The organism is Candidatus Nitrosopumilus sp. (assembly GCF_040878665.1).
Taxonomy (GTDB): Archaea; Thermoproteota; Nitrososphaeria; order Nitrososphaerales; family Nitrosopumilaceae; genus Nitrosopumilus.
Map to the genome: position 1 here is coordinate 135184 of NZ_JBBDLU010000009.1, position 23933 is coordinate 159116.

The window sequence follows — 23933 nt, forward strand, 5'->3', positions numbered from 1 at the left end:
TGAAGGTTGGATTTTTCAATATAATATTCATGAGTTTTGATTTAAATCAAATTTATATCAAAAATAAGAGTATTTCAGACATGATTATTGGAAAAATCAATAAAAATGAAAAGATAAAAAAATTTGATTTAGAGTTACATTGTACTAATTGCGGAAAAAAAGTGCCTGGAGGTTTAAAAACATCAGAAAAATTCTATGGAACTGATCCATTTAAAAAAGAAGTAGATTTGTTTGAAAAAAATTATCTTTGTGGGATTTGTAGAGATAAAAAAAAGAATTCAAAAATAGATTAAAGTTCTTCCTCTTCTTCCCATTCTTCTTCCAAATCGGTTTTAGATTTTCTTAAGAACATAATCACAATTACACCTACCATCAAGATGCCACCAATAACAATATAGATTATCCATTCAGGTAGCTCCAAATCTATTGCATTAAATGTTTGTTCAGGAGCATCAACATTAACAGTGAAACTATCCTTTCCTTCAGCATATCCTTCAGCAGTAGCTATAATATCAAAAGAAATGTTTGGACCTTTTAATGCAGTTAAACTTAGTATGGCGCTTCCATCAGAACTTGTTCTTATAACATTTGGTGTGATCAATACATCCTCTTCATTTGCAACTATTTTGATTGATGCACCAGAAATAGAATCTGCATTATCATCATCTACAAATAATCTAAATTCGATTGGTGTGTCAACAGGAATCTCATTATCTAAACCTCCGGTAAATACTTGTAATTGTGTTTGCGAGGATGCAGTGTTTATGAGTAATGAAGTTCCATTAACACCCTTTGCACTTGCCGAAATTATTGCATTCCCTACAGAACCTGTAGTTTTAATTGGAAATGTTGCATATGAAAAACCAGTAGGAATTATAGCATCATCAATAATCTGAACAACCGTATCTTTGGAGGATACAATTTTTGATTTTACATCGAATTTTGGAATTACTGGATTTCCTTGTAAATCAACTAGTTGAACAATTCCCATATTTTGATGATGATTTGCATTAATTTTCTCTAGAGGAAGTGAAACTTGCATTTGGGAAGTTGGATGAGTAACAAAAGTTTTACTTCCTTCCAAGTTCAAATTAGCATGTTCACCAATAGGTTCAACAGTAAGAGTGATTTCTGTTTCAGATTCAGAAACATTGAAAGAGTCACTTCTTAGTTGGGCAAAAGTAAATGAGGAACCTTTGTTAATTTCAATCAATCCATTTGTTGGAGTTACCAAATATTTTTCAGTTTCTTTCATTATTTTTGGTCTTTCTTTTTCATCAAGCGCAATTAGAAAGATATCAAAAAACCCATCACGATCAAAAATTATGCCATTCTCACCAGTGGGAGAAAACAATCGTACTTCTTTTTGCTCCAATGTGTTAATGACTTCTGAAGTAAATGAGCCTGTTCCCATGCCATTAATGGATGCAGATATTTTCACAGGGCCTGTTTTTTGTCCTGTTGAGATTTTTGCCGTCCCATATGAGTATGAACTGACAATTTTTCCACCATCCTCTATTGTAGCTAATTTATCATCACTAGAAATGACATTAATTTTTTGTACAAAGCCATCAGTGTACAGATTTGCATTGGATTGTATTGGATAGAGTTCTCCGTCTTCTAAACAATCAATAGTGTATAAGATCATATCTTCAGGGTCTAATTCTGTATTATGAGTTACGCCTTCAGTAGATGAGCCAGAAAGATTGTCATCTGATACTTCGGCACAATCTGGATGAATTTTAATTTTAGTTCCATCAGGCCTAATTCCATCATCATCTTCATCATCTTCAATTAAAGATAATTGATATGTGAAAAATGCTGTTGCGTTACTTGGAATTTTATCCAATCCAAAAACATTTACCGTTGTATCATAATCTTTCAAACTAAACTGAAAGTTTGATGTGCGTTGATTTTGATCTGTTTCAATAGATTCACCTACTGTACGGAAAGTGTCAGTAGCGGTACCCAGTCCTTTGGAGCTTACACCGATTAAAATATTATTTTTAAGCAAGCTTTGTAAACTATATTTTTGTTGAAGTAAATAACCAAATTGATCTTTTTTGATCATTGGTTTTTCAGATTTTCCAAATTTATCTAAATTTTCACCAATTGGATATTGCTCACTAGAGAAAAAATCAAGTGGTATGTCATTAGGCGTTTTTGTAGGATTACCATCAGAATCAACAACGCTAACAAAAATATCTAATGTTCTGTCGATTTCTGCAGGAATTAATTTTGGAAATATAGATAATTTTAATCCAGTAGGGAGAGTGGATGAGATTTGAATACTTTTTGCAACATCAAGACCAGAATCCTCATGAATTATGCGTAGGAATGTATTTCCAACTTTATCATGAGCATGTAATATGCCCCACGCGTAATAATCACCTTTGTGAATGGTCAAAACTTTAGAATCACTTGATGCCAAAATTCCATCATATTCTAAGAGAATGTCAATATCATTAGGGGCACGGATGTTAATTCCATCAGAAGTCTTTAGAAATACGGTAAATGGCATTTCTGAGTTTACATGCATTTTATTTGTTGGTAGATTTAATTCCAAAATCAAGTCATCAGGAAGATGTGTTTCGTCAGTTCCCACTTCAATTTTTTGAAATGTGATTTTTCCATTAAGATTAGCAGTGATTGTAGTTGTTCCTGATTTCTCAGTTGTAGTTACAGGAAATGATGCAAATTCTTGATTTGCCTTTAGAATAATTTTGTTAGGTACTGACACAATAGAAGGATCATCCGAACTGAGACTGACTGGCACATCATATGACGATGTAATAGGAACACCAAATTTGCTTAAAACGAATAGATAGCCAACTTGATGTTCTGCAATTCCACTCTCCAAGTGTGAGGGAGATATTGCAAGTTTAATAGAATAATCAGATAATGCTTCTAAATTTTGGGCAGATGCTGAATGTAGATTTGCCCCACATAAAAGAGATAAAGCAAGTAAGAAGAGGATTGGTTTTTTTGTGTTCATTTTTTTTCTCCATTTTTCATTTTTTACTCCGTTTTTTTTTCATAAAAAGGAAAAAAGGGTGGAGTTATCCACTTTGTTGACCTGCGATAACAGTTCCAACGAAGACTGCACCGTTTGTTGTAGTTAGCTTGAATTGTGCATCTCTACCTGTTTTGACGTTTTCATCAAGTTCAAGTATGATCGTTGCTTGTTGACCAGGTTGAATGGTTCCAGAAGTTGCATCAAGAATTGCATCAGGACCTTGTGTCAGAATTACATATCCGGCACCTGGAGGAAGTCCAATAATTCCATTATCAAGTGCTGCATCCCAATCATCTAATGTAGTACCTGAATTTGCGACAAAGTCATAGACTGTGCCTCCAAATCTAAGTTCACCTAATGTGGCTTTACTTACACCATTGTTTTGAACATAGATGGCAACACGTTCACCATCAGCTAATCCGTTACCGGTTGCACCTGAAAGTACTGTTGAAGTAGTTCCATCATGTATTTTCAAGGTAGTGCCATCAGTTGCATCATATCCAATGATTCTCAATGATTCGATGTTTGGTGAACCGCTGACTTGAGCAGAACTAAAGAATCCTTGTGAGAACACAAAGACAATACTTCCACCAACGACTGCGATTGCTACCAAAAGAAGTGTTGCGATAACTGGAGCAACTGCTCTTCTTGAAGTCAACTTGTTTTGTTTTGACTGTAGTTTTGTCATTTCTGAATTTCTTAGAATTGAAAAAGATGTTAAAGAGATCTTTGTTCAAAAAACACAGCTGGTTACAAATGTTGTTCAAACTGTACAACAATGAGGGTAAATGTAATAGAACAACCTCATTTGTAATGACAAAATTAATGACGACTTTGACAGTTTCAGCAATTGCATCAATATTGATTATTGGTGGTTTTGCTACAGCAACTCCAAATGCATTTTCAACATACGGTGGTCATCATGATGATGACGATGATGATTGTGATAATTGGAATTATGGATACAACCATAATGATGATTGTGATAATGAAGATACACCTAAAGATCCATGTGATTGCGAGAAACCAGATACACTAAAGTTCAAATTTTCTACACCAAGTGCAGAAATAAACAGTGAATTTAAAATTGAAGTTTACAAAAAACTAAACGATATTGGTAATGAAGATAAAAAATTGACCAGTATTGTAGATGTTACAAATATGGGAGATTATCGAATTGAATCATCCAGTTTTGGAAAAGATAAACTAAATCCAAACACTGTTTTTGCAATTTATAAAATTGTAGAAGGACAAGACAACATATTAGTTTCTTCAATTGAAGTGCATACATCATGCTCACAACCTCTTTACAAAGGATTGACAGTCATGGATATGGGATATTCATTAGAAATCTCTGATGGTTTGAAAAATGGTGAAACATCAATTTCAGAATCAAATCCTTTGACTTGTGGAGATGAACCTGCACCAGAACAAACAGGAACTATCGTGATAAAGAATGCATTGACAAATGATAATGGTGGAGACGCAATGTTTGAAGACTTTACTTACAAATTGATCGATGTGGATTCAGGCGTGGAATTTGATTTAATTCAAAACATAAATGATCCATCATTAAATGAAGTAAAAGTTCCTAAAGGAACTTACACATTAAGTCAAACAATTGCAGGAACCGGATCATACACTGAAGTATTAATCACAGGGGATGAAAAATGTCCACCTATGACTGGCGAGCCAATTTCCATTAAAAAAGGAAAAACCATTTCATGTACAATTTACAATGATGATAATGGGGACGGTTCAATAGGAGGAACAGGAGGCATTGTATTCCAGAATAATTCAATGGAAATAATTCTCAATGATGCAAACACATTAGATAGTTGTGATGTATTTGTGGATGGAATTCAAAAGATGCCATGTGTGGAGATATTAGATGATAACGGAAATATTGGAATAGTAGATTCTGAATTGAAATCAACTACCACTATTGTGTTATTTAGTGTAGTACAAACCGATGTAGATTTAATGGAAGGTTCAAAAGATGCCAAATGTGAGCTAGAGAGAATAATATCTCATAATAATACAATGTTCTTAATAGATAACTTTGGAGAATCACCTGCAAATCCTACAGATAATCTAATGGTAATGCTTGGATGTCCTGAAATGGATAATGATAAAAATCACAAAGTCAACTACATCATGATTGATCCGACTTTTGGATCATAACACCTTTTTTATTTTTAATAAAACTTTAACTAATAATGAAAAAATATTTCAAATACACCAAAAAAACTTTATTTTAAGGTGGAACTACCTGTAAGACTACTTCAGCTAAAGGTCCCACTGCAACATCTCCATTACCAGAATTACTAATACCATCTGCTAAAATATACATCACGTAAAGTTGTGTGGAAGTAACATCAGGTGCAGTGACTTGAAGTTCAATTGTTTGTGTATCTGCAGGACCAGTAATGTCAGAATTTAGCACACCAACAATTTGTGATGAACCATCTGCAAATGTTGCTATAGGATCCATAGTAAATCCAGGCGCATTAATTATTGAAGGATTTGTCCAGCCTTTGGGAATATTAACAATCAATCTAGAATCAATTCCTTGAATTACTCTAGTAACAGTAGTATCAAAATCAGTCAAAGTTGCATTAAGTTTAACTATACTTCCACTAGGAATTCCATTAAGACTTGAAAGAATATTTGCACTAGCAATAGAGCCAGGTTCATCAGTTAAAAAAACATTAGGTAATGTTGTAGAACCTTCATTGTATGACGTTGCATAGCCGGATTTACCAAATTGTCCTAATGTTGTATATACGGTGATATCAACTGGAACAGTTTCTAGAAAATCTCCACTACTGCCTATGAATCCAGGTTCAACGTAAGCCAAAAAAGATACAGTTGAAAATCCAGGCACAGTAAGAGGATCATTCAAATTTTTCCACATTAACTGGTTAGGCATAGGACAACTCCAAGTCCCACCAACACTTGCATCTACATGAGCAGCTCCACAAGCATTGCCATTATTGTCTGTAAAAATTTCATCCCCACCAGTATATCTTGTAGAAGTTGCAGTAAAGACAATTTTACTTACTTCAAGATCCTTATCTACAGGATTAACAACATTAACCCCCCATACTCCTTGTTGTCCAGATTCACCAAAAGGAGCAGGCATAATAATAAAAAGTTCAGGTTTAGCTAAAAGATCTTGTGTCAATATAATTAATTCTGTTTCAGCAATATCACCATTTGCATCTTCTCGTAAAATACTAGTATCAGTTGCAATATTACTTTGAACTAAATTAGCATTTTGATCAATACCAGTAGCGTAATTTGAAAAATTCACAACAGTGTCAGCAGTTCCATCAAGAACATAATCCCACAAAAACAAAAATGATTCTCCAGGTATCAAATCAACTGAAGATAGATTTGGTCCAGACGTTTCAATTACAACACCTAAAGGATTGACAGCGGGTTGTAAAGGAGTAACATCGGTAATCGGTAATTGTCCAATGTTAGTCACAACCATTCCTATTGTAACATTTTGTCCTAAAACAACATCTGGAGGAGCAGTTACCAATACAGAACGTAAACTGTTACTAGATGAGCCACCAACACCAACATCAAGTTCAGCAATCTCAATTGTACCTAAAGAAGAAACTACTTTGATGTCATATATGTCAGGAATCATGTATAGTGATTGAGATGTAAGAATTTGCGTAGTTGCGCCTCCAGTTACAAAAGAATCAGTATAATTAATGTCATAACGAGTGGCAGGTTCTGCTGTCAAGGTTTTATTAATTATCCAAAAACTTTCAATTCCAACAGGATTTTGTCCCAAATTAGTGACAGAAATACTAAGCAGGTTATTTGCATCAGTAGAGACAGCGATTCCAAAATTTTCTTGCTGTTTTTTTAATTCAATATCAGATATCATTCTCTGAGTTGTGACAATGTCAGTTTGAGCATCCAACGCTAAACTCAATACTGAAAAGCCAGCAACCATTAAGACAGTAAAAAACAGTGCCCCAACTACAGATGATATTCCACGCCTAGTTTGAGGGATACAAGTGGATTTTGTAAGGATTATCGTGCGTCACCACTTTCAAGTATGAATTCCACAAGATGGATTTTCCCAACATTTAGCTTGACTTGAATGCCCTTATTGAGGTCAATATCAGAATCGTCAGGACCTAATTTGACTAAAATATTTGCAATTTCCCCACTTTGAATTTGGATGTTATTTTTTTGAATTAGAGTATTAGTTGGAACTATGGAAAACATCCCATCTGCAGGATATTTTCCACTAAGTGGAGCACTTGTTGAAGCATCTAATGTGACACCATTCCCTGTAAGCGGATCCCAAGAATGAACAACACCATTAACTATAACATCTTCAAGAAACAGAGAGTTAAGGTGGTTGTTTTGAATTTGAAATACAATAAACTCAGTACCACCTGGACTATCACGAGGAATACGATTTTGATTTCCACTGCAGGTGACACCACATAAAAATTTGTTAATTGTATTTTCATTATTAATTGTACTCAAAGACATTAGGGATGAAGCATCACGTGTATCATATGCTAGTAGCAATACATTTAATGACGAAGAATCCAAGGTCGTTGCAGTCCCAAGAGTACCAGAGACAAATGCATCATTCATAAAATAAGTCAAAGTGCTAGCACCAGTTACAGTCACACCCATCAACAACATCGTACTAATAATATCAGCTACTGCACGTCGATGTTTTAGACGAGGTGAGATTTTCTTTTTTAAATTTGGATTTTGTACTGATTCATTCATATTAATTCTAAGTATTATACGGACTAGCAATAGTTGTAAAAAAATTACCTCGGACAGTAGTTAATGATATTTTGTAATTTGCATCACGATATACAGATTCATCCCAAGTACCAGAACCTAAAGGCAATAAAATATCAGTGCCGCCTAAAGAGATTCGTTGATTGTCTTTAATTTGAATAAATTGATTTATGTCAACCCAATTTGCAACAATTTCCTGATTATCTATATTTACAATTGTTATTGTGGAAATATCAGAATCAACAGTTCCGACATTTATTAAATCAATTTCAAGATTATTCGTGCCAGGTTCAAATCGGATATGTTCAAACACAATATCTTCTCTATGAATTTGGTTCTTTGATGCTTCATGAAAAGATAAATCATATGTAAAAGCACTAATACTTTCCATACCATTAAACAAAATTACAGAACCTACAGAGGCAACAATTCCCAAAATTGCGACACTGCCAACTATTTGACTTACTGCACGCCTATTTTTTGGAAAATAAGACAAACCATGACTCATTTTTTTCCACCATTTTTAGAATACCATTCAGAAACAAATTCTTCAACGCGTGAGAGAATTTGTGAGAAATCAGGTTCAGATATCAAATGAATACCATAGTGGGTGGCCAGATTCTCTATTCCATCATTAACACCAGATACAGTGACCAATAAGGTATTAGTTGGATCAATATCTAATTTTGGAACCAATATAGAATTCATATCAGATTGGTCAACGCCGCTTGGTTGATTTCGGATGAAAATTAAAATAGATTCACCAGTTGTCTTGCTTTTTGCATATATTGGAATTTCATGAATGTTACCGCTTTTTCCTTTGATTGAAATATTGAGTTTAGCATCAAAATTGAATCCCTGTAATAATTTTAACAGTTCATCTTTGATTTGATTGGTATCTGAGTTGATGGAGATTTCTGAATTTTTCAGCTTGTAGCTAAAAGTTGTAATGAATTGCCCAGAATTAGTATCAAAATCATGTTCGTGTTTTCTACAATGTAATTTAATTACTGCGTTGTCAAATTTTTCATTGCAATCATTACATTGATACCACATTGCAGGTACACGTACTTCTTTTTCAAAATTTTTAATTTGTTTTTTACATGAAGGACAGATTGAATTTTCATGATCTGAGAAATCAAAATTTGTACTTTCAGTAATGTAACCACATCTTTTGTGTTCAAATAGATTAAGCTTTTCAACATTCATTGAATGGCATTTTGGACAATAAAGGCGCATGCTAGATGAAAAAGTTTCAGGATGAACAGGACAAACAATTAATTTTTCATATACTTTTTTCTCTAAAATCCCATCAGAAACCAGATCATCAAGACAAGAAACATTGTCTTGCATTTCATCTATTTTTGATAAAATTGGATAGAGTAAAAGACCCTTGTTATAATCTACAAATGGTTTGATTGTCCTATCTTCTAGTTTTTGAACTTCTTGAATTAATCTTACAGCCTTGTTTGTAGAAGGTTTGATAACGTCAGTTTCTAATGAAATGGGTTCTTCAACAGAAGATGGTTGAGGCTCAGATTCATTAGAATTATTCGAATTTCCTTTAAAAATAGAAGATATGTTTCCAAGATTAGATATTTTGTGCCCAGATTTTACATCTAAAGATACATCTGGCGCTACTTTTTTTCTAAACATTATATCACTACCTCACACAATGTGAACATATCCTCTGCCATGGTAGTTTTCTATACACTGCAGAGAGTAAAAGGAAAATGTTGTTCAAATGAACGAACAAGTGTTAAAACGCATATCTGACGCACATATGCTGAAATTGAAATTTAATATTTTTAAAGATAGTTTGTCAGTGTTACAAAAACTGCAACCAGTAAACATGTTTGAACACAAACCAACTAAAATACATCATAAAACAGTTTCAGAGGAACTAGAAGACGATTTCAACATTCCAAAATACATGACATTATCAAAGCTTGATTGGGACAATAATGAAATTCATGCAGGGATAATCAAAGACCCTACAGCCAAGGGAGGATTAAGATATCAAGTGATAGAACCAGTACTTTCAGAAAGAGACCAAAAGGCTTTTGAAATCATAAAAAAATTATTGATGACAGAGCTTACAGTTTCGTTACACGACATTAAATCAAAAAAAGATGCAGAACGAAGACTCAAAAAGAAAATCACATCAATGATAAAAAAATACAGATTAAAGATACCACCAAAAAATATTGCAAAGATTAACTATTTTGCAGTTAGAGATTTTGTATACCTTGGAAAGATTGAACCATTAATGAGGGATCATATGATCGAAGAGATTAGTTGCGATGGAACAAATATTCCAATCTACATTTGGCATAGAGAACATGAATCAATGCCAACTAATATCATATTTGAAAAAGATGTAGAGCTAAATAACTTCTCAAGAAAAATGGCATATATTTGTGGGAAACATGTCTCCATGGCAGATCCGATCATCGATGCGTCTTTACCAAACGGAAGCAGAATCAATCTAACTTTAGGTCATGAGATTACAAAACGAGGAAGTACATTTACAATCAGGAGATTCAGGGCTGATCCAATCACAGTCATTGATTTGATAAAATTTGGAACAATGTCAATAGATATTGCAGCATACATGTGGTATTTGGCAGAAAAAAAATCAACCATGCTTGTTGCAGGAGGCACTGCCAGCGGGAAAACCACAGCCCTTAACGCACTTGCCACGTTTATCAGACCAGGAGAAAAGGTAGTAAGCATTGAAGACACACAGGAGCTTAACCTACCTCATGAGAACTGGATTCCAGCAGTATCTAGACAAAATTTTACAGATACACAGGTAGGAGAGATTAATCAATTCGACCTTCTCAGAGCAGCTCTAAGACAGAGACCAGATATCATCATCGTAGGAGAAACCAGAGGAAGAGAAGCATACACACTATTTCAAGCGATGGCTACAGGACACGGAGGATTCTCATCAATTCACGCAGATTCTGTAGAGGCAACACTAACAAGATTAACCTCGTCTCCAATGGATGTACCAAAAGCACTAATTTCAAACAGTCTAGATTTGATTACACTTCAATTAAAGATCAGAGTAGGAGATAAATCTCTGAGAAGAATCATTCAGGTTTCGGAAATTGATGGTATTGATGAAACAACAGGCCAAATTAAAACTCATGAGATTTTCAAATGGAATCCAAAAACAGACATTCATGAATACATGGGAAATAGCGTAATTTTCAAAAAACTCAAAGAGCGAGATGGAGATACAGAAGAGAAGATCAACTATGAATTGACAAAGAGAAGATTAGCATTAGAATGGATGGTTAAAAATGATATCAGAGATCATAAGGAAGTATCTTCAAATGTAATGGACTATTATGCAGACCCTGAAAGATACTATGAAAGAAAAAGATTAGAGGTACAAGTTTGAAACTAGCAAACAGTAAACAAAAAAGAAAAGAACAAGAAGAATCGGTAGGACAGTTACACGTGTATAGTTATAAACTACTAAACGAACATGTGAAATTCTTACATCCAAAACTAACATCGCTAGACAAATCAATCAAACAGGCAATGATGCCAATTCCATTTGAAGTGTATGTTTCAAGCATGGTGTTCTTTAGTATGATTGCAGGTGCATGTGGTGCAGTTATGGGATTAATTGCATCTCAATTTATCAACATTCAGCCAGCCAGCATTGGAATGATCCTTCCATTGTTAAGTGGATTAATGTTGTTTGGAATGACATTTGTGGTGTTACAAATCATTCCAGCAATCAGAGTAAAAAACAGATCAGCAAAACTCATCGAAGAGATTCCGCATTTTATTGGGTACATGTCAACACTAGCTACAAGTGGTCTAACTTTAGAGGGAATTTTCAAAGCCATTGCAAAAGAAGAGACAGATGAGGACATGGTAAAGGATGCACGATATATCGTCAGAAATATAGATATTTTAGGTATGGATTTGATTAGTGCCATCAGAGATTTAGTTCACAGAACCCCTGTTGGACCATATTCAGAATTATTAGAAGGTGCAATTGTGACTGTTCAGTCAGGAGGAGATCTTAAAGAATACTTTAACGCAACTGCAAAAGTTCAGCTAGAAGAAAAAAAAATGCTAATGCAGAAAACTACAGAATCATTAGGCAGTGTTGCGGAAATTTATACTATTTTACTAATTGTGTTTCCATTACTCGCAGTAATTATGTTATCAATTATGGGTATAATGAGTCCCAGTCTTGCAGGATTTGATCTACTCACATTAATGAACATACTAACATTTGCAGTAATTCCACTTAGTGGAGTGTTGATGCTAGTAATGATGGACACTATGGTACCAAAGAGGTAAAGATATGGAAGTAGTAAAAAGAAAACAAACTAGTAAATTAGAGCCTTCAGAATCAATATTAAAAAATAACATTCTAAAGACAATCACATTTTCATTAATTGCATCTATCAGTGTACTGACAATGAGTTTCTATTTTTCAGAATTTTCAGACTCGACTACAATTAGAGATGTAGGATTAATTTTTGGAATAATGGTAGGGATAATACCATTAACTATACATCAGTTAAAAGAAGTTCAAAGAAGAGACAATATAGATAGAAATCTACCAGTGTTTTTGTTAGCTTTGTTAAGCTCAGTACAAAGTGGGGCCAATTTGATCAAAGCAATAGAACAAGCAGGGGAAAGAAATCTAGGAGCATTAACCCCAGAATTGAAAAACCTTAGAGCGAACCTTAGTTGGGGAACACCAATTGAAGACGCGTTTGAGAATTTTGCAGAAAGAACAGGAACCAGAGTGGCAAGACGTGTCACAGTACTACTAGAAATGGCAATGAAAATCGGAGGAGATGTATCAGAAAATCTAGAAATGATTCAAAAACATGTATCTGAAATGCAAAACATTGAAAAAAGCAGAAAATCAGCATTAGCCCCATATACATATACAATTTACATTTCATTTGGAGTGTTTTTGGCAGTAGCAGTTTTGTTAACTACAAGTTTTTTCACAGAAATTGAAAAAGTTCAGGATGGATTACTTGCATCTGGAAGTGGAACTGAAGGGCTATTTGGATCACTTGCAAGCATGGAAATTGATAAATTAGAATCAGCACTATTTAACATGGCAATTATTGAAGCATTATTTGGAGGATTGGCAGCAGGTAAAATTGGAGCTGGATCATATGTTGCAGGCACAAAACATGTTGTTGCCATGATTGTAATTGCTGTAATAGCATTTAACATTCCGTTATAGACATCAATTAAGACATTTTTTGAGAAAATTGTTCAAAATATCCCATAAACAAGTCATAGCATAATATGTTATCAACATGATAGAATGGTAATTACTAAAAAATACAGTTTTTTGCTGTTATTAATTGATCTAACAAGCAGATCCTTTAGTGCCATTTGATTTTAGTAATTACCAGATATGGAAATGTTACATTATGAAAGACTAAGAAATTATACGAAAGTACTAAATGCAATCATTCAAAATGAACCTAGGGTTAAGAGGATGACAAAATAAAATGATGACATACCAAGAACATGTAAGTGGAATTGCGTCAGAACTTGAAGAAATTTTAGATCTTGATGATTTGGAAGCTAAAGTTTATCTTAATTTACTTAGAGCAGGTCCAATCACTGCAAGTGCACTTGCAAAAGAGTTAGATATTGACAGAGCAAGAATGTATAGAACAGTAGACAAACTAGTAAGCAGAAACATTATCTCAACAACACTGTCCAGTCCAAAATTATGTATTGCAGCAGATCCACACGATGCATTAAAAATTGCGCTAGGGAAAAAAGAAGATGAAGTAAATAAAATCAAAAAATCAGGAGAGGCAATTATTGATAAAATTAACAATGAAATTACAACAAACCAAATCAGTTCAGTTCCAACATTCAGAGTGGTTCAGGGCCGTCAAAACATTTACGCAGATATTGCTCATCTGATTGAAAATTCAACTGGAATAACATATATTGCAACAACCTTAGATGATGTCTCAAGAATGTATCACAGCACAATTCCTGAAAAAATAAGCATTTGTGAAAAAAATGGAGGTATTGTAAGATTACTAGTTGATATGAATGATCCAAAATTAGCACCATTTGTAAAAAGATTCAACGCTACAGAAACCAAAATTGGGAAACTTCCATCAAAGGGAAGAATGGTAGTCCAGGTCAATAAAAAAATGATAATGTCAGATTCTGCAGCATCTGCTCAAAATTCCAATTCTGAATCAGATTTTTCACTATGTACAAACTCATCTGAGATGGTAGACAATATCTTCACATTGTGTTCATTTTTGTGGGATTCATCAAAGCCACTAAAAACTATAGACGTCAAAAATTTTGTTAGAAAAACAAAGTAGACATAAGAACATACACAAATACGAACATCATAAAAACCGAGCCTAGAATTTTCGAAATCGTTAAAAGGAACTAATTCCCAAAAATGGAAATGGCAATAGAAATCTATGATGAAAACAAATTACGGGATCTACCAGAAACACAAAGACTGGAAGTATGTGAGCGCATCATAAAATCAGATAATGATGAATCAAAACGTTGGGATGCAATATGGTTAATTGGTGAAATTGCTGAAAATAAAAATTCAGAAGATCCAATGTTCGTCAAAGCAGCAGATTTAATGGAATGGGTACTAAAAAACGATGACAACGGCGTAGTAAAACATGAAGCTTGTTATCAAATTGCAGGTAGAAACATGAGAAGTAAAATTCCAACGCTTGTAGAATCAGCCCTTAATGATAAAAGTATACTTACAAAACATGAAGCAATAGAATCTTTAGGACTGATGCGTGCTTTTGAAGCAGTGGATTTAATCAGAGATGCAGAAATAGATCCAAGTATAGATGTCAGAGAAACAGCAAGATTTGTGATCAAAAGATTAACCAGATTACAAAATCAAGGCGAATACAAACCAACTACCATTCTGTAATTTTTATTCATTACAACCGATTTTTGTTAAATTGATATAATGTGATGATATTAGAACCAATAGAGATTTATAAAAATAAACTAGTGAATAGTATGAACGAAGACAAGATAGATCCAAAAGAGATACCAGAAGTGGTTCCAGATAAAATAAAAAGTTCATTTAATTACAAAGCATTTCTTGGAATTGCAATACTAGTAATAACATTTCATGTAGGAATTAATTATTTTATATCAGAAGATAATGCAGATACAGTGGTTTCAATTTTTTCAATGTTTATTCCACTAACACTTGCAATAATTGGTTTTACTGTAGTTCTCAAATACAAAGGAGCACAGGTTTTTGGGAAGGCATATCTAGCATTATCATTAGCATATCTGAGCATATTTTTTGCAGAAGTTACGTATGCAGTATATGACATTGTTTATGATATTGAGCCATATCCATCTATTGCAGATATTTTCTTTTTTATGTTGTATCCGTTGTTGTTGATTTATCTTTTCAAAAATATCAGATTTTTTGCCCCTAATTTAGGAAAAAAATCAAAAATATGGATAATTGTAATGCCACTTCTGGTATTACTAGGATATTCGATATTATCTACAACTGCGGGCGAGATTAGCATATTAGAATTTGATTTCTATTATGGAATAGTGTTTGTCTATTCAGCAACACTCACTTTAGCTGTTGCTGTTGTAGGTGCATCAATCTTCAAAGAAGGCGTGATTGGAAAAGCATGGTTAATTTTTGTGATTGGGATTTTACTTAACAATATTGGAGATCTTTGGTATTATAATTTAGAATTATTTGATGGATATGATTTACTACATCCAGTAAACATGTTTTGGTATTCTGGATACATTGTTGTAATATATGCATTAATCAAACACAAGAAAACGCTGTAAATTTCAATCACAAAAAACAAAATTTTAAAAAATTGCTAAATTATGAATAGATTTGAATGGTTTGTAAAATTGAACTTTCATTTAACAAACTTTTCTTAAGTTGAACTTTAACTGCAATATCATTTTTAATTATGTCAACTTTGACATTATCAAAGATCGTTTCGTATTTTTTAACTTTTTTACCATCATGCGCCAATTCAAAACCATTTGCTACAAGCAATCCGCTGTTTATCAAAAAGTTAATTTTTCGATATCCAGAAGTTTGTGGAATTTTACAAGATTCAAGAATTTTAGCAATAATTAAAGAATCATCCATTACAGAACCAAGAATTGCTTTTTTGTCTTGATCAGCAAAAGACTCTAAAAAGGTTTTAGACAGTTCAGGATCTTTCATGTGAATCCAATTAGAATCAGATTGTTTTGATTTTTCAACATCAACTATTGTTTTCAAGAATTTTTGTTCTAGTCCATCAGCTCCTGCACCAAAAAATTCTCTAAGAACACTATCAAATTTATTAAAATTTTTAATCGCTTGAACTAAACCAAGACCATGTCTCTCCATTAGTCTTTCTTCAATTTTGTTTAATGTTTCTTTACCCAAATTTTCCTCTATAGATTTTCGTAATGAGGGAACCAGTAAATTATCTAAACCATTTTCCATTATCAATTATAGAAATAATATAGATTATAAACAATGTGTCAAAACTTTTATGACAAACATTTCTTTTTATACTAAAAAATTTCTATAAGATCATTCATATTGAATGTTTTTGATCGATCACAATACAATACATTGTAATCATTTGTACAATGTTGTAAGTATCGAAAATAACATACTAATCCATATCACCAAAATTGGAAATAAGATAATTAAGAAATGAACAAAAATAGAAAGAGGGATCAGAGGATAGAAGTATGACTGCCCAAGAAAAACAAATTCTAAAGAAAACAGATAATGTTTCAATTAGAATAGATTCGGATCTAAGCAATAAGCTACATGAAAAATGCTTAGAACAAAAAATTAGTCTCAACACGCTCATTAACCATATATTAGAAAAACAAGTCAACTGGCATGAGTTAACTAGTGAGATGGGATGGGTTTCAATATTTAGATCTACTTTTAGAGAATTAGCAGACTCAGTTTCCAAAGACAGAATTGAAAAAATTGCAGAGACCACAGCAACATCAGATTTAAAAAATTCATTAAACTATCTGTATGGCTACGTCGATTTAGATTCAATTTTAGATTTGTTCAAAAAAAGATGCCTCAGTACAAATGTACAATATAGAGAAATGATCGTTAATGGCGTAAAAAAAATCATAATCCAACACGATTTGGGGAAAAACTGGCCATTTTTGATTGTAGGTCAAATGAACGCAATTTTAAATGAAATTGGATATAGAGCAATAAATGAAGAATACAATAAGCTTGGATTTTCCTTTGAAATAGTAAAAATAGGTGATCAGTAAGATCTAAAAAATACGCACGAGATTCCCAAAAAGTCTAGGATCAACCTATAAAGGATAATCTTATTTCCAAATATGGGAATCAATGCTCTCCAGAAGCCTTTCATTAGGAAAATCAAAGTACGGTTATTATTTGATCATTTTAGCTGCAGCATTGTCAGCTCTCATACATGTAATTTCAAAACCAATGCTTGAGAGTTCAGAAAATATGATAGAAATTAACCCAATAGTTATGGCATTTTTGATTTATTTTATTGGGGGGATTTTTTTTACGCCTCTGGCAAAAAAAACAAATTCCATTTCCAAATTTGGTAAAAAGGATTGGACATTCATGGGATTAATTGGAATTGCAGAAGTTTCAGCACTAATAACTTATTTTTACGGAGTGTCAAGTGCCACAGCAGTTAATGCGTCCATATTTAGTAATAGTGAGATAATTTTTGCGCTAGTAATAGGAATGATGGTGTTTAAAGAAAGACTGCAAATAAGAGAATGCATCCCATTTTCAATGATAATTATTGGAATGATGGCATTACCAATTGGAAATGACCTTTATCAAAATAACTTTAGTTTTGGACATGTTGTGACAGGCGATCTTTTAATTATTTTATCAGGAATATTATATGCAATAGACATAACATTTTGCAAATATGTTGGAGATAAATTTGATGCAAGAAGAGTAACACAAGTAGTGTCATTTGTTTGTGCAGGAATGGCCATCTCATTAATAGTGATATTTGAAATTCCTATGGATGTAGATATATCTCAATTACCTGGTATTTTTGCAATATCAATTTTAGGAATAGGGATGTCAACATTGTTTTTCTTAATGGCTTTGAAAATGATTGGAACCGTTAGAACCGTGCTGTTGTATTCAACAACATCAGTGTTTGGGGTGATTTTTTCAGGAGTCTTCCTTGCAGAGGCAATCAGTACAATAGACATCATATCATTGGCAATGGTGTTAGGCGGAATATTTCTACTAAGAAATAGACTTGCAGGAAAAGATCATGAAATAGAAGACACAATAATCAGTTCCACTAAAAATAAAAAATCAGTCAAACGTGGAAAACATAAATCAAATATTTCAATCACACAGAGACTAGAAGAAAACGTTATTTTCCAAGGATGGATTGGTGCAGGTTAGGCACAAGTAGTTATTTCATAAAAATGAAAATAGCAAAAACACATTAAAAAATAAAAAAATAAACTGCAACCAAATTTATAAAAAATAAAAAATAGGCACAAAAAATACAGAATTATAAGAAAAGACAACACATGTAGTGATTTGTAGTTAATTGTTTACGATTGAACGATCAGGCTTTTAAGAGAAAGTGCGATCATTTCCATTAATGGTAATCATAGCAAACACGATGCAATTAGGAACATTTCCAGTTGACAAAACAAACTATGAGGAAATCAGAGATGCACTAGTATCATTTGGACTAACTCCAAATCAAAGTAAAATATTCTTTTATTTAGGAAAAATCGGAGCAAAGACGGCATCAGATATTGCAAAGGCAGTAAATGTTCCAAGAAGTGAGACATATCACTTACTAACAGCATTACAAAACAAAGGAATTGTAGAAGCATCGTTTCAACATCCAATTCAATTTACAGCACTTCCCATCAAAAAAGCAGTTAATCTACTAATTAGTACAGAGACTGAACGTCTAAACAAACTGAAAAAATCAGGTCCAGTGTTGGAAGAAATCTGGGAAAAGATTCCAGGAGTCACATCAAATGAAGAGGATGACGGAGAAGAGAAATTCAAAGTATTACAAGGTGGAAATCAAGTGAATAGTAAAATTTTTGACATGATTTTAAATGCCAAAAAAGAATGCAGAATTTTAGGATCTGAAAAAGATTTCATGAAATTCTATCATGCAAATTTTCTTGATGCATTAGAGGAAAATAATGTAGATTACAAGCTTTTAACACCAATTTCAAAAAAATCAAAATACATCTTTGAAGACACTGATAAATCTAAAGTACGATCACTTTGTTCAACAGTAAAAGAGAATTTGTGCTTTTTGATCAAAGATGATGACGAGGTATTATTTTTTATCAAAAATGAGGGAAACAATAAAGAGATGAGAGCAATTTGGACAAACTCTGAAACAATAATCTATTCCAAAGCATTGTTGTTTAACAATATGTGGACAAACACAGAATCAGATGAGGCAGATTTGAAATGAGCAGATGCAGTTGTGGATATAGTACCAGATGTAGAGACGAGTTCTGTGCACATTTAGTAAATAGTTGGAACGATCTAAGAATAGATCACGGTTTGAATAAATCAAACTAGAGAGTCATCACTGACTTCAATTGGTTTTCTTCCCATAAAACCAGAATCTTTTTCATGCCAAAATTTTATCTCAGTTTCACCGTATTTCCAACACAACCAAACTTCTTCATCAAATCTTTTTGAAGGAAAATCCAACAAGCCTTGTTCGATGCTTTTGACTACCACGCCTGTATTTTCCAATATTTCTACTGATTCGTAGAATTTTGTGATTGCAGAATTTAGCTTTTGTTTCAGAGTCACATATGACTCAAATGAGTTAGTAGTAGAGAGGGTTATCTGCAACTCCTGTTCAATTTTTTTTACTTCGTTATTTTTTGCCAATGAGTACTCGAATTTCTTTATTACATCAGGTAATGCGTCATTGGCTTCATTTGTGGTAAAAAATGAGAACATGAATTACATCTAGAAAACAGAGATTAAAAATCTTAGGTGCAAATTTATTAAGAAATTCATTTGAGAGTGTTTATGAGTGAAGACCAATTAGAATCACTAATTACTCAAGTAATTAATGGTGCAGTAGCTACAATTCCATCATATTTAGAAGAGATTAAAGAAAACAAAGAAGTGTTAAAAGTTGAAAATCCACAAGAGTTTGTTTATGGAATAGTTATGGGGATGGCACTTGGAATGAGCGGAGCAGTGCTAAGCACACAAAAAGAGATGCCAACCGAAGAAGATCAGATCAAAGTAAGAGATATCGTATACAAGTATATACCAGAAATAAGAGAACGAATTTTTAATTGATAGAATTTAACGACAAGGAAATAAAATTTCTAAAAGAATTAGAAGAAGCACGGATAGCTACATCACATGACAATATTCCGCACGTCAAACCAGTGTCATTTGTGTTTGAAGACAATTCAATAATCATAGCTACAGATTACAAAACACGGACATTTACAAACATAAAATCAAATTCTAACACTAGTGTGGTAATTGATATTTACAAATCAGGAGGGCACAAAGCAGTTTGTATACAAGGCAAGGCAGAAATTATTGAAGAAGGTTCAAAGTTTAAGAAATTTTATGATATGTTTTATGAGAAATTTGCGTGGGTTAGAAAAGATCCTTGGAATGAAAAGGAAGCGCCTTTTTTGAAAATAATTCCAAATCACAAAGTGAGTTGGGGATTAAGTTAGAAAACAACTTCTTGTTGAATTTGAGAAAGCAACGCTTGAACAGATATTGGTTTTCTTAGAACAGAACGAATCCCCAAATTTAGTAATTCTTGTTCTTGTAGTGGACTCATCTCTAATGCACTGACAATTACAATTTTGGATAGTTGTGTAGGTCGCCTGTGTTTCAGATCTAAGAGAAAATCCACACCACTATATTTTGGCATGCATATATCAAGCAAAATCAAATCATAATCATGATAAACTGCCAACTCTAATCCGGCTCTGCCATCAGATACACTCTCAAAATCATAATTTTTGGTAGATAAAATATCTGCAAAGATTTGACTTATTTCAGGTACGTCTTCCACATGAAGAATTTTCATACAATATGAAATGAAGTGGAATTGATAAGAAGAAGTTTGCTCATTTGAACAAACATCGAAAAATAAGTTTGGCTCTGTATAGTATTTGTCATCATCAGTTTTACATATCATTTTTGAGATAAATTTGGGAAAGTTTTGAATCAATGTAAAAAACATCTAGGAAAAAGTACTTCAATCTAGTAGATACTTAGAGAATTATTTCTCTTTTGTTATGGAAAAATTCCATCGTCTAGCATTTCCTTGAACATTGTTCTCTCAAGACGGGTCTCAGATACACTACACTTACTGCACATTCCCATATCTTGTGGATCCTCTTTCTTTTTCTTCTCACATTCTACACACTTGTGAATCCCTTTCTTGAATCCCATATTTACCACTTGAATACACATGTATTTACTAATTTGTTCTGCATAGTTTTTGTTTTAGAACCTCCAAACACCCTGACAAATAGAAACATGAAATAATTCAAAGACAGGAGCCAATCAAGATAACATGTGCTTGTTGACTAGTGTTTTAAATTATACCCCAAACAAATGCCCAACTATTCCGATTTGATATAAAATGTTAAACCCGATTATCAAGCTAAACAGTCCTGCCACACATCTGAAAATCTTTTGAAGCGTCTTAATTTTAGTTGCAAAAACAAATGGGATGCCCATAAAGCTTCCAACAAGCGCCATTCCAATCATAGAGCCGATTCCAAAGATCACAATAAATCCCAATATCATTCCAACATTATCCAGAGTTGCAGCAGTAAACACTACAAGACTTCCACTGCCTGCCAATCCATGAACAAGACCAATGAAATATGATCTGTGAGTGTGGTCATGTTCAGAATCAGTATGAGTGTGTTCATCAAAATGGACAGTTCCATCTTCATGTTGGTGTGGATGTTTGTGTTTAAATCTAATTTTCTTATTTAGAATTGTACTTACTCCTAAAAACACAAGCATCATTCCTACTGCAAACTCTAGTCCTGAAAATATTTCATCTTGAATTGTAATTGCAAGTGCATAAACCAAAAAGCCCATCAAGACAAGTGTTGTAGTATGTCCTGCACCCCAGAATGCACCAAGAATTGAGGATTTTGTAAAAGATTCTTTGAGTAATTGTCTTAATGTTTTTTGTTTAAATTTTGATTTTGAAATTTGCGTGCTAACAGCAGCTACATGATCAGGCTCAAACGCATGTTGTATTCCAACTACAAGTCCAAGCCCCATTGCCAATACAGGAGTAAGTATCCCAATTTGTTCAAGAATTTCTTCTACTATGAGGTATCAGTCAGTTTGATTTCTTGGAGACTAATAAAAGTTTCAAATAAGGTAAAACCATCAGATCAAGTCCGTCAAAGGGAATTGTTGTTTTAGTTCAATATCCTAACAAATAAAGACGCGATACAATTCAAAGATAGAAATGCCAGTCAAGATAAAATGCGCTTGTTGACTTTGGGTTTTAAATAATTTTTAGATTCAATATAAAAGAATTCAGATACCAAATTGAGATTAAAAATGGATGAATATTAGGAATTTAGTTTTAGCAGAATTTGAGAAAGATTAGCACCAATACGCTTTACTCGTTGCTCTTGTTTAGGATCTTTCATGGAACCATCTGAATTAAAGACTTCATGTGCTTTTGATATTGCAATCTGTTCTGGAATTACAAGTACGCCCATGTTTTCAAGAATTGAACGTACATGAACCAATCCTCGTAGCCCTCCCAAACCTCCAGGTGACGCACTCATCAATCCTGCAACTTTGTCTTTGAAACATTCAAGTGGTATTTCATCATCACTCTGTCTTGATGTCCAATCAATCATATTTTTTAGAACACCAGAAATGGAACTGTTATACTCGGGTGATGAAATAAGAAACCCCTGATGAAATAGCATTAGATCTTTTAGTTTACGAGCATTAGATGGTAATCCTTCTTTTTTTTCGAAATCTTCATCATAAAGAGGCATCTGAAAATCTCGAAGATCAATCACAATTACATCAGCACCAGCTTCTGTTGCACCAGCAGCAGCTATCTTGACTAGTTTTTTGTTAAATGAATCAGTACGTGTGCTACCTGCAAATGCAAGAATTTTTGGTTTCATGGTTTATTCATCTATTCAATTATGTTTATTCTTTCTGAGATTTTGTAGATTTAATCATTGAATTGTATCGAGTCAAAGTTTTTGCATAAGAATCCAATGCCATATGAACAAATTCATCATACGACTTTATTACAGATAATTTTGTCTGAACATAATTTTGCCAAAATTTAGCGTTAAGATCTATCCAATTATGATAGGATTTATTTATAGATTCAAGATATTTATCAAAATCTTTTAGAGTCTTTTGTGATATGTTTAGTTTATCAAAAAACTCTTTTTGAGATATATAGCATGTTCCAAACATGTCATCAAATGAGTGAAGATATGCAGAATACAGATCAGAGTATTGCTGTGTTACAAGTGGAAGCTGACATTCCATTTTTTGGACTATTTCAGACGTCCTATTTTTCATAATATCACAAATCGATATATCATGCATATCCGAGGCATTCTTTTCCAATAGAGTATTAATGACTCACAAGTAATAAAATATAGTCCTAGAAATTGATCAGTTATTAATACTAAATCATAAATTATTACTTGATGGGATTTTCATACCAAGAAGAAAAACAAAAATCTAAGGAGAAAATCAAAAAATGCAAGGTAGAAGACATTTGGCAAATTTTAGGAAAGCGGTGGGCGTTGTCAACACTAAAAAATTTGAGTACGCATAAATCAATGAGATTTTCAGAAATAAAAAAACAGCAACCAGGTTTAAGCAGTACTGTTTTGTCAAGTAGACTATTCGAATTAGAAAAAGAAGGACTAATTCAGAAGAAAATTTATCCTGAAATTCCTCCCAAAGTGGAATACAAACTAACAAAACGAGCAAAAGAGTTAGAATCCATATTAGAAGACTTGGGAAAATGGGCAGACAGATGGAACCAATAATTAATTATCA

Annotated in this window: 27 protein-coding genes; 14 read left to right on the forward strand and 13 right to left on the reverse strand. The window is 33.1% G+C overall.

The annotated features are described in order from the left end of the window. Positions 1-80: 80 nt before the first annotated feature. Positions 81-293 carry a hypothetical protein gene (locus tag WDZ98_RS10415; RefSeq protein ID WP_368060988.1) on the forward strand — a complete coding sequence of 71 codons (213 nt, stop codon included), beginning with the start codon at positions 81-83 and terminating at the stop codon, positions 291-293. Here WDZ98_RS10415 and WDZ98_RS10420 read toward each other — a convergent pair. Further along, positions 290-2995 carry a hypothetical protein gene (locus WDZ98_RS10420; RefSeq protein ID WP_368057644.1) on the reverse strand — a complete coding sequence of 902 codons (2706 nt, stop codon included), beginning with the start codon at positions 2993-2995 and terminating at the stop codon, positions 290-292. The genes WDZ98_RS10415 and WDZ98_RS10420 overlap by 4 nt on opposite strands. Before the next feature lie 64 nt (positions 2996-3059). After that, entirely contained in the window at positions 3060-3704 is a 645-nt protein-coding gene (locus tag WDZ98_RS10425) for an archaellin/type IV pilin N-terminal domain-containing protein (protein ID WP_368057642.1), read from the reverse strand. Positions 3705-3772: 68 nt separating this feature from the next. Between WDZ98_RS10425 and WDZ98_RS10430 the strand changes: the two genes are divergently transcribed. Then, the gene (locus WDZ98_RS10430; RefSeq protein ID WP_368057640.1) at positions 3773-5200 is read left to right on the forward strand and encodes a hypothetical protein; all 1428 of its coding nucleotides are present in this window, start codon (positions 3773-3775) and stop codon (positions 5198-5200) included. Positions 5201-5273: 73 nt separating this feature from the next. On the opposite strand, the gene WDZ98_RS10435 is transcribed toward WDZ98_RS10430, so the two are convergent. The 4 genes from WDZ98_RS10435 to WDZ98_RS10450 form a co-directional block, all read right to left on the reverse strand. Further along, a complete protein-coding gene (locus WDZ98_RS10435) occupies positions 5274-6971 on the reverse strand; it encodes a hypothetical protein (protein WP_368057638.1) in 1698 nt (565 codons plus the stop codon). 101 nt (positions 6972-7072) lie between these two features. After that, complete coding sequence (locus WDZ98_RS10440; RefSeq protein ID WP_368057636.1) at positions 7073-7792, reverse strand: hypothetical protein; 720 nt, start codon at positions 7790-7792, stop codon at positions 7073-7075. Positions 7793-7799: 7 nt separating this feature from the next. After that, the gene (locus WDZ98_RS10445; RefSeq protein WP_368057634.1) at positions 7800-8318 is read right to left on the reverse strand and encodes a hypothetical protein; all 519 of its coding nucleotides are present in this window, start codon (positions 8316-8318) and stop codon (positions 7800-7802) included. Further along, positions 8315-9466 carry a hypothetical protein gene (locus tag WDZ98_RS10450; RefSeq protein ID WP_368057632.1) on the reverse strand — a complete coding sequence of 384 codons (1152 nt, stop codon included), beginning with the start codon at positions 9464-9466 and terminating at the stop codon, positions 8315-8317. The genes WDZ98_RS10445 and WDZ98_RS10450 overlap by 4 nt, the downstream gene beginning before the upstream one ends. Before the next feature lie 88 nt (positions 9467-9554). Between WDZ98_RS10450 and WDZ98_RS10455 the strand changes: the two genes are divergently transcribed. The 6 genes from WDZ98_RS10455 (at position 9555) to WDZ98_RS10480 (ending at position 15661) form a co-directional block, all read left to right on the forward strand. After that, positions 9555-11222, forward strand: a complete 1668-nt coding sequence (locus WDZ98_RS10455; protein ID WP_368057630.1) for a type II/IV secretion system ATPase subunit — start codon at positions 9555-9557, stop codon at positions 11220-11222. Then, the gene (locus WDZ98_RS10460) at positions 11219-12142 is read left to right on the forward strand and encodes a type II secretion system F family protein (protein WP_368057628.1); all 924 of its coding nucleotides are present in this window, start codon (positions 11219-11221) and stop codon (positions 12140-12142) included. The genes WDZ98_RS10455 and WDZ98_RS10460 overlap by 4 nt, the downstream gene beginning before the upstream one ends. A 4-nt stretch (positions 12143-12146) precedes the next feature. Next, complete coding sequence (locus WDZ98_RS10465; protein ID WP_368057626.1) at positions 12147-13052, forward strand: type II secretion system F family protein; 906 nt, start codon at positions 12147-12149, stop codon at positions 13050-13052. A 274-nt stretch (positions 13053-13326) separates the two neighbouring features. After that, positions 13327-14172 carry a TrmB family transcriptional regulator gene (locus WDZ98_RS10470; RefSeq protein WP_368057624.1) on the forward strand — a complete coding sequence of 282 codons (846 nt, stop codon included), beginning with the start codon at positions 13327-13329 and terminating at the stop codon, positions 14170-14172. Positions 14173-14261: 89 nt separating this feature from the next. Beyond that, the gene (locus WDZ98_RS10475) at positions 14262-14759 is read left to right on the forward strand and encodes a HEAT repeat domain-containing protein (protein WP_368057622.1); all 498 of its coding nucleotides are present in this window, start codon (positions 14262-14264) and stop codon (positions 14757-14759) included. A gap of 92 nt (positions 14760-14851) precedes the next feature. Then, the gene (locus WDZ98_RS10480; protein WP_368057620.1) at positions 14852-15661 is read left to right on the forward strand and encodes a histidine kinase; all 810 of its coding nucleotides are present in this window, start codon (positions 14852-14854) and stop codon (positions 15659-15661) included. A 40-nt stretch (positions 15662-15701) separates the two neighbouring features. Here the strand turns inward: WDZ98_RS10480 and WDZ98_RS10485 are convergent, their stop codons facing one another. Beyond that, positions 15702-16322: a transcriptional regulator gene (locus WDZ98_RS10485; protein ID WP_368057618.1), complete on the reverse strand. Its 621-nt coding sequence runs from the start codon at positions 16320-16322 to the stop codon at positions 15702-15704. Between the two features lie 254 nt (positions 16323-16576). On the opposite strand from WDZ98_RS10485, the gene WDZ98_RS10490 reads away from it, so the two are divergent. The 3 genes from WDZ98_RS10490 (at position 16577) to WDZ98_RS10500 (ending at position 19326) form a co-directional block, all read left to right on the forward strand. Next, positions 16577-17131, forward strand: coding sequence for a hypothetical protein (locus tag WDZ98_RS10490; protein WP_368057616.1), 555 nt, complete (start codon positions 16577-16579; stop codon positions 17129-17131). Between the two features lie 82 nt (positions 17132-17213). Beyond that, entirely contained in the window at positions 17214-18275 is a 1062-nt protein-coding gene (locus tag WDZ98_RS10495; RefSeq protein WP_368057614.1) for a DMT family transporter, read from the forward strand. 205 nt (positions 18276-18480) lie between these two features. Further along, the gene (locus tag WDZ98_RS10500) at positions 18481-19326 is read left to right on the forward strand and encodes a TrmB family transcriptional regulator (protein ID WP_368057612.1); all 846 of its coding nucleotides are present in this window, start codon (positions 18481-18483) and stop codon (positions 19324-19326) included. A gap of 101 nt (positions 19327-19427) precedes the next feature. Here WDZ98_RS10500 and WDZ98_RS10505 read toward each other — a convergent pair whose 3' ends face one another. Next, positions 19428-19829: a DUF2203 domain-containing protein gene (locus WDZ98_RS10505; protein ID WP_368057610.1), complete on the reverse strand. Its 402-nt coding sequence runs from the start codon at positions 19827-19829 to the stop codon at positions 19428-19430. Positions 19830-19901: 72 nt separating this feature from the next. Between WDZ98_RS10505 and WDZ98_RS10510 the strand changes: the two genes are divergently transcribed. Both WDZ98_RS10510 and WDZ98_RS10515 read left to right on the forward strand, forming a co-directional pair. Further along, a complete protein-coding gene (locus WDZ98_RS10510) occupies positions 19902-20180 on the forward strand; it encodes a hypothetical protein (protein ID WP_368057608.1) in 279 nt (92 codons plus the stop codon). Beyond that, positions 20177-20575, forward strand: a complete 399-nt coding sequence (locus WDZ98_RS10515; protein ID WP_368057606.1) for a pyridoxamine 5'-phosphate oxidase family protein — start codon at positions 20177-20179, stop codon at positions 20573-20575. The genes WDZ98_RS10510 and WDZ98_RS10515 overlap by 4 nt, the downstream gene beginning before the upstream one ends. On the opposite strand, the gene WDZ98_RS10520 is transcribed toward WDZ98_RS10515, so the two are convergent. The 5 genes from WDZ98_RS10520 to WDZ98_RS10540 form a co-directional block, all read right to left on the reverse strand. Then, a complete protein-coding gene (locus WDZ98_RS10520; RefSeq protein ID WP_368057604.1) occupies positions 20572-20937 on the reverse strand; it encodes a two-component system response regulator in 366 nt (121 codons plus the stop codon). The genes WDZ98_RS10515 and WDZ98_RS10520 overlap by 4 nt on opposite strands. A gap of 209 nt (positions 20938-21146) precedes the next feature. Then, positions 21147-21305, reverse strand: a complete 159-nt coding sequence (locus tag WDZ98_RS10525; protein ID WP_368057602.1) for a hypothetical protein — start codon at positions 21303-21305, stop codon at positions 21147-21149. A gap of 150 nt (positions 21306-21455) precedes the next feature. Continuing rightward, on the reverse strand, positions 21456-22157 hold the full coding sequence (locus WDZ98_RS10530) for a high frequency lysogenization protein HflD (protein WP_368058416.1): 702 nt from the start codon (positions 22155-22157) through the stop codon (positions 21456-21458). 299 nt (positions 22158-22456) lie between these two features. After that, the gene (locus WDZ98_RS10535) at positions 22457-23032 is read right to left on the reverse strand and encodes an NADPH-dependent FMN reductase (RefSeq protein ID WP_368057600.1); all 576 of its coding nucleotides are present in this window, start codon (positions 23030-23032) and stop codon (positions 22457-22459) included. Positions 23033-23057: 25 nt separating this feature from the next. Continuing rightward, positions 23058-23444: a hypothetical protein gene (locus WDZ98_RS10540; RefSeq protein ID WP_368057598.1), complete on the reverse strand. Its 387-nt coding sequence runs from the start codon at positions 23442-23444 to the stop codon at positions 23058-23060. Positions 23445-23575: 131 nt separating this feature from the next. On the opposite strand from WDZ98_RS10540, the gene WDZ98_RS10545 reads away from it, so the two are divergent. Next, positions 23576-23923, forward strand: coding sequence for a winged helix-turn-helix transcriptional regulator (locus WDZ98_RS10545; protein ID WP_368057596.1), 348 nt, complete (start codon positions 23576-23578; stop codon positions 23921-23923). Positions 23924-23933 lie beyond the last annotated feature (10 nt).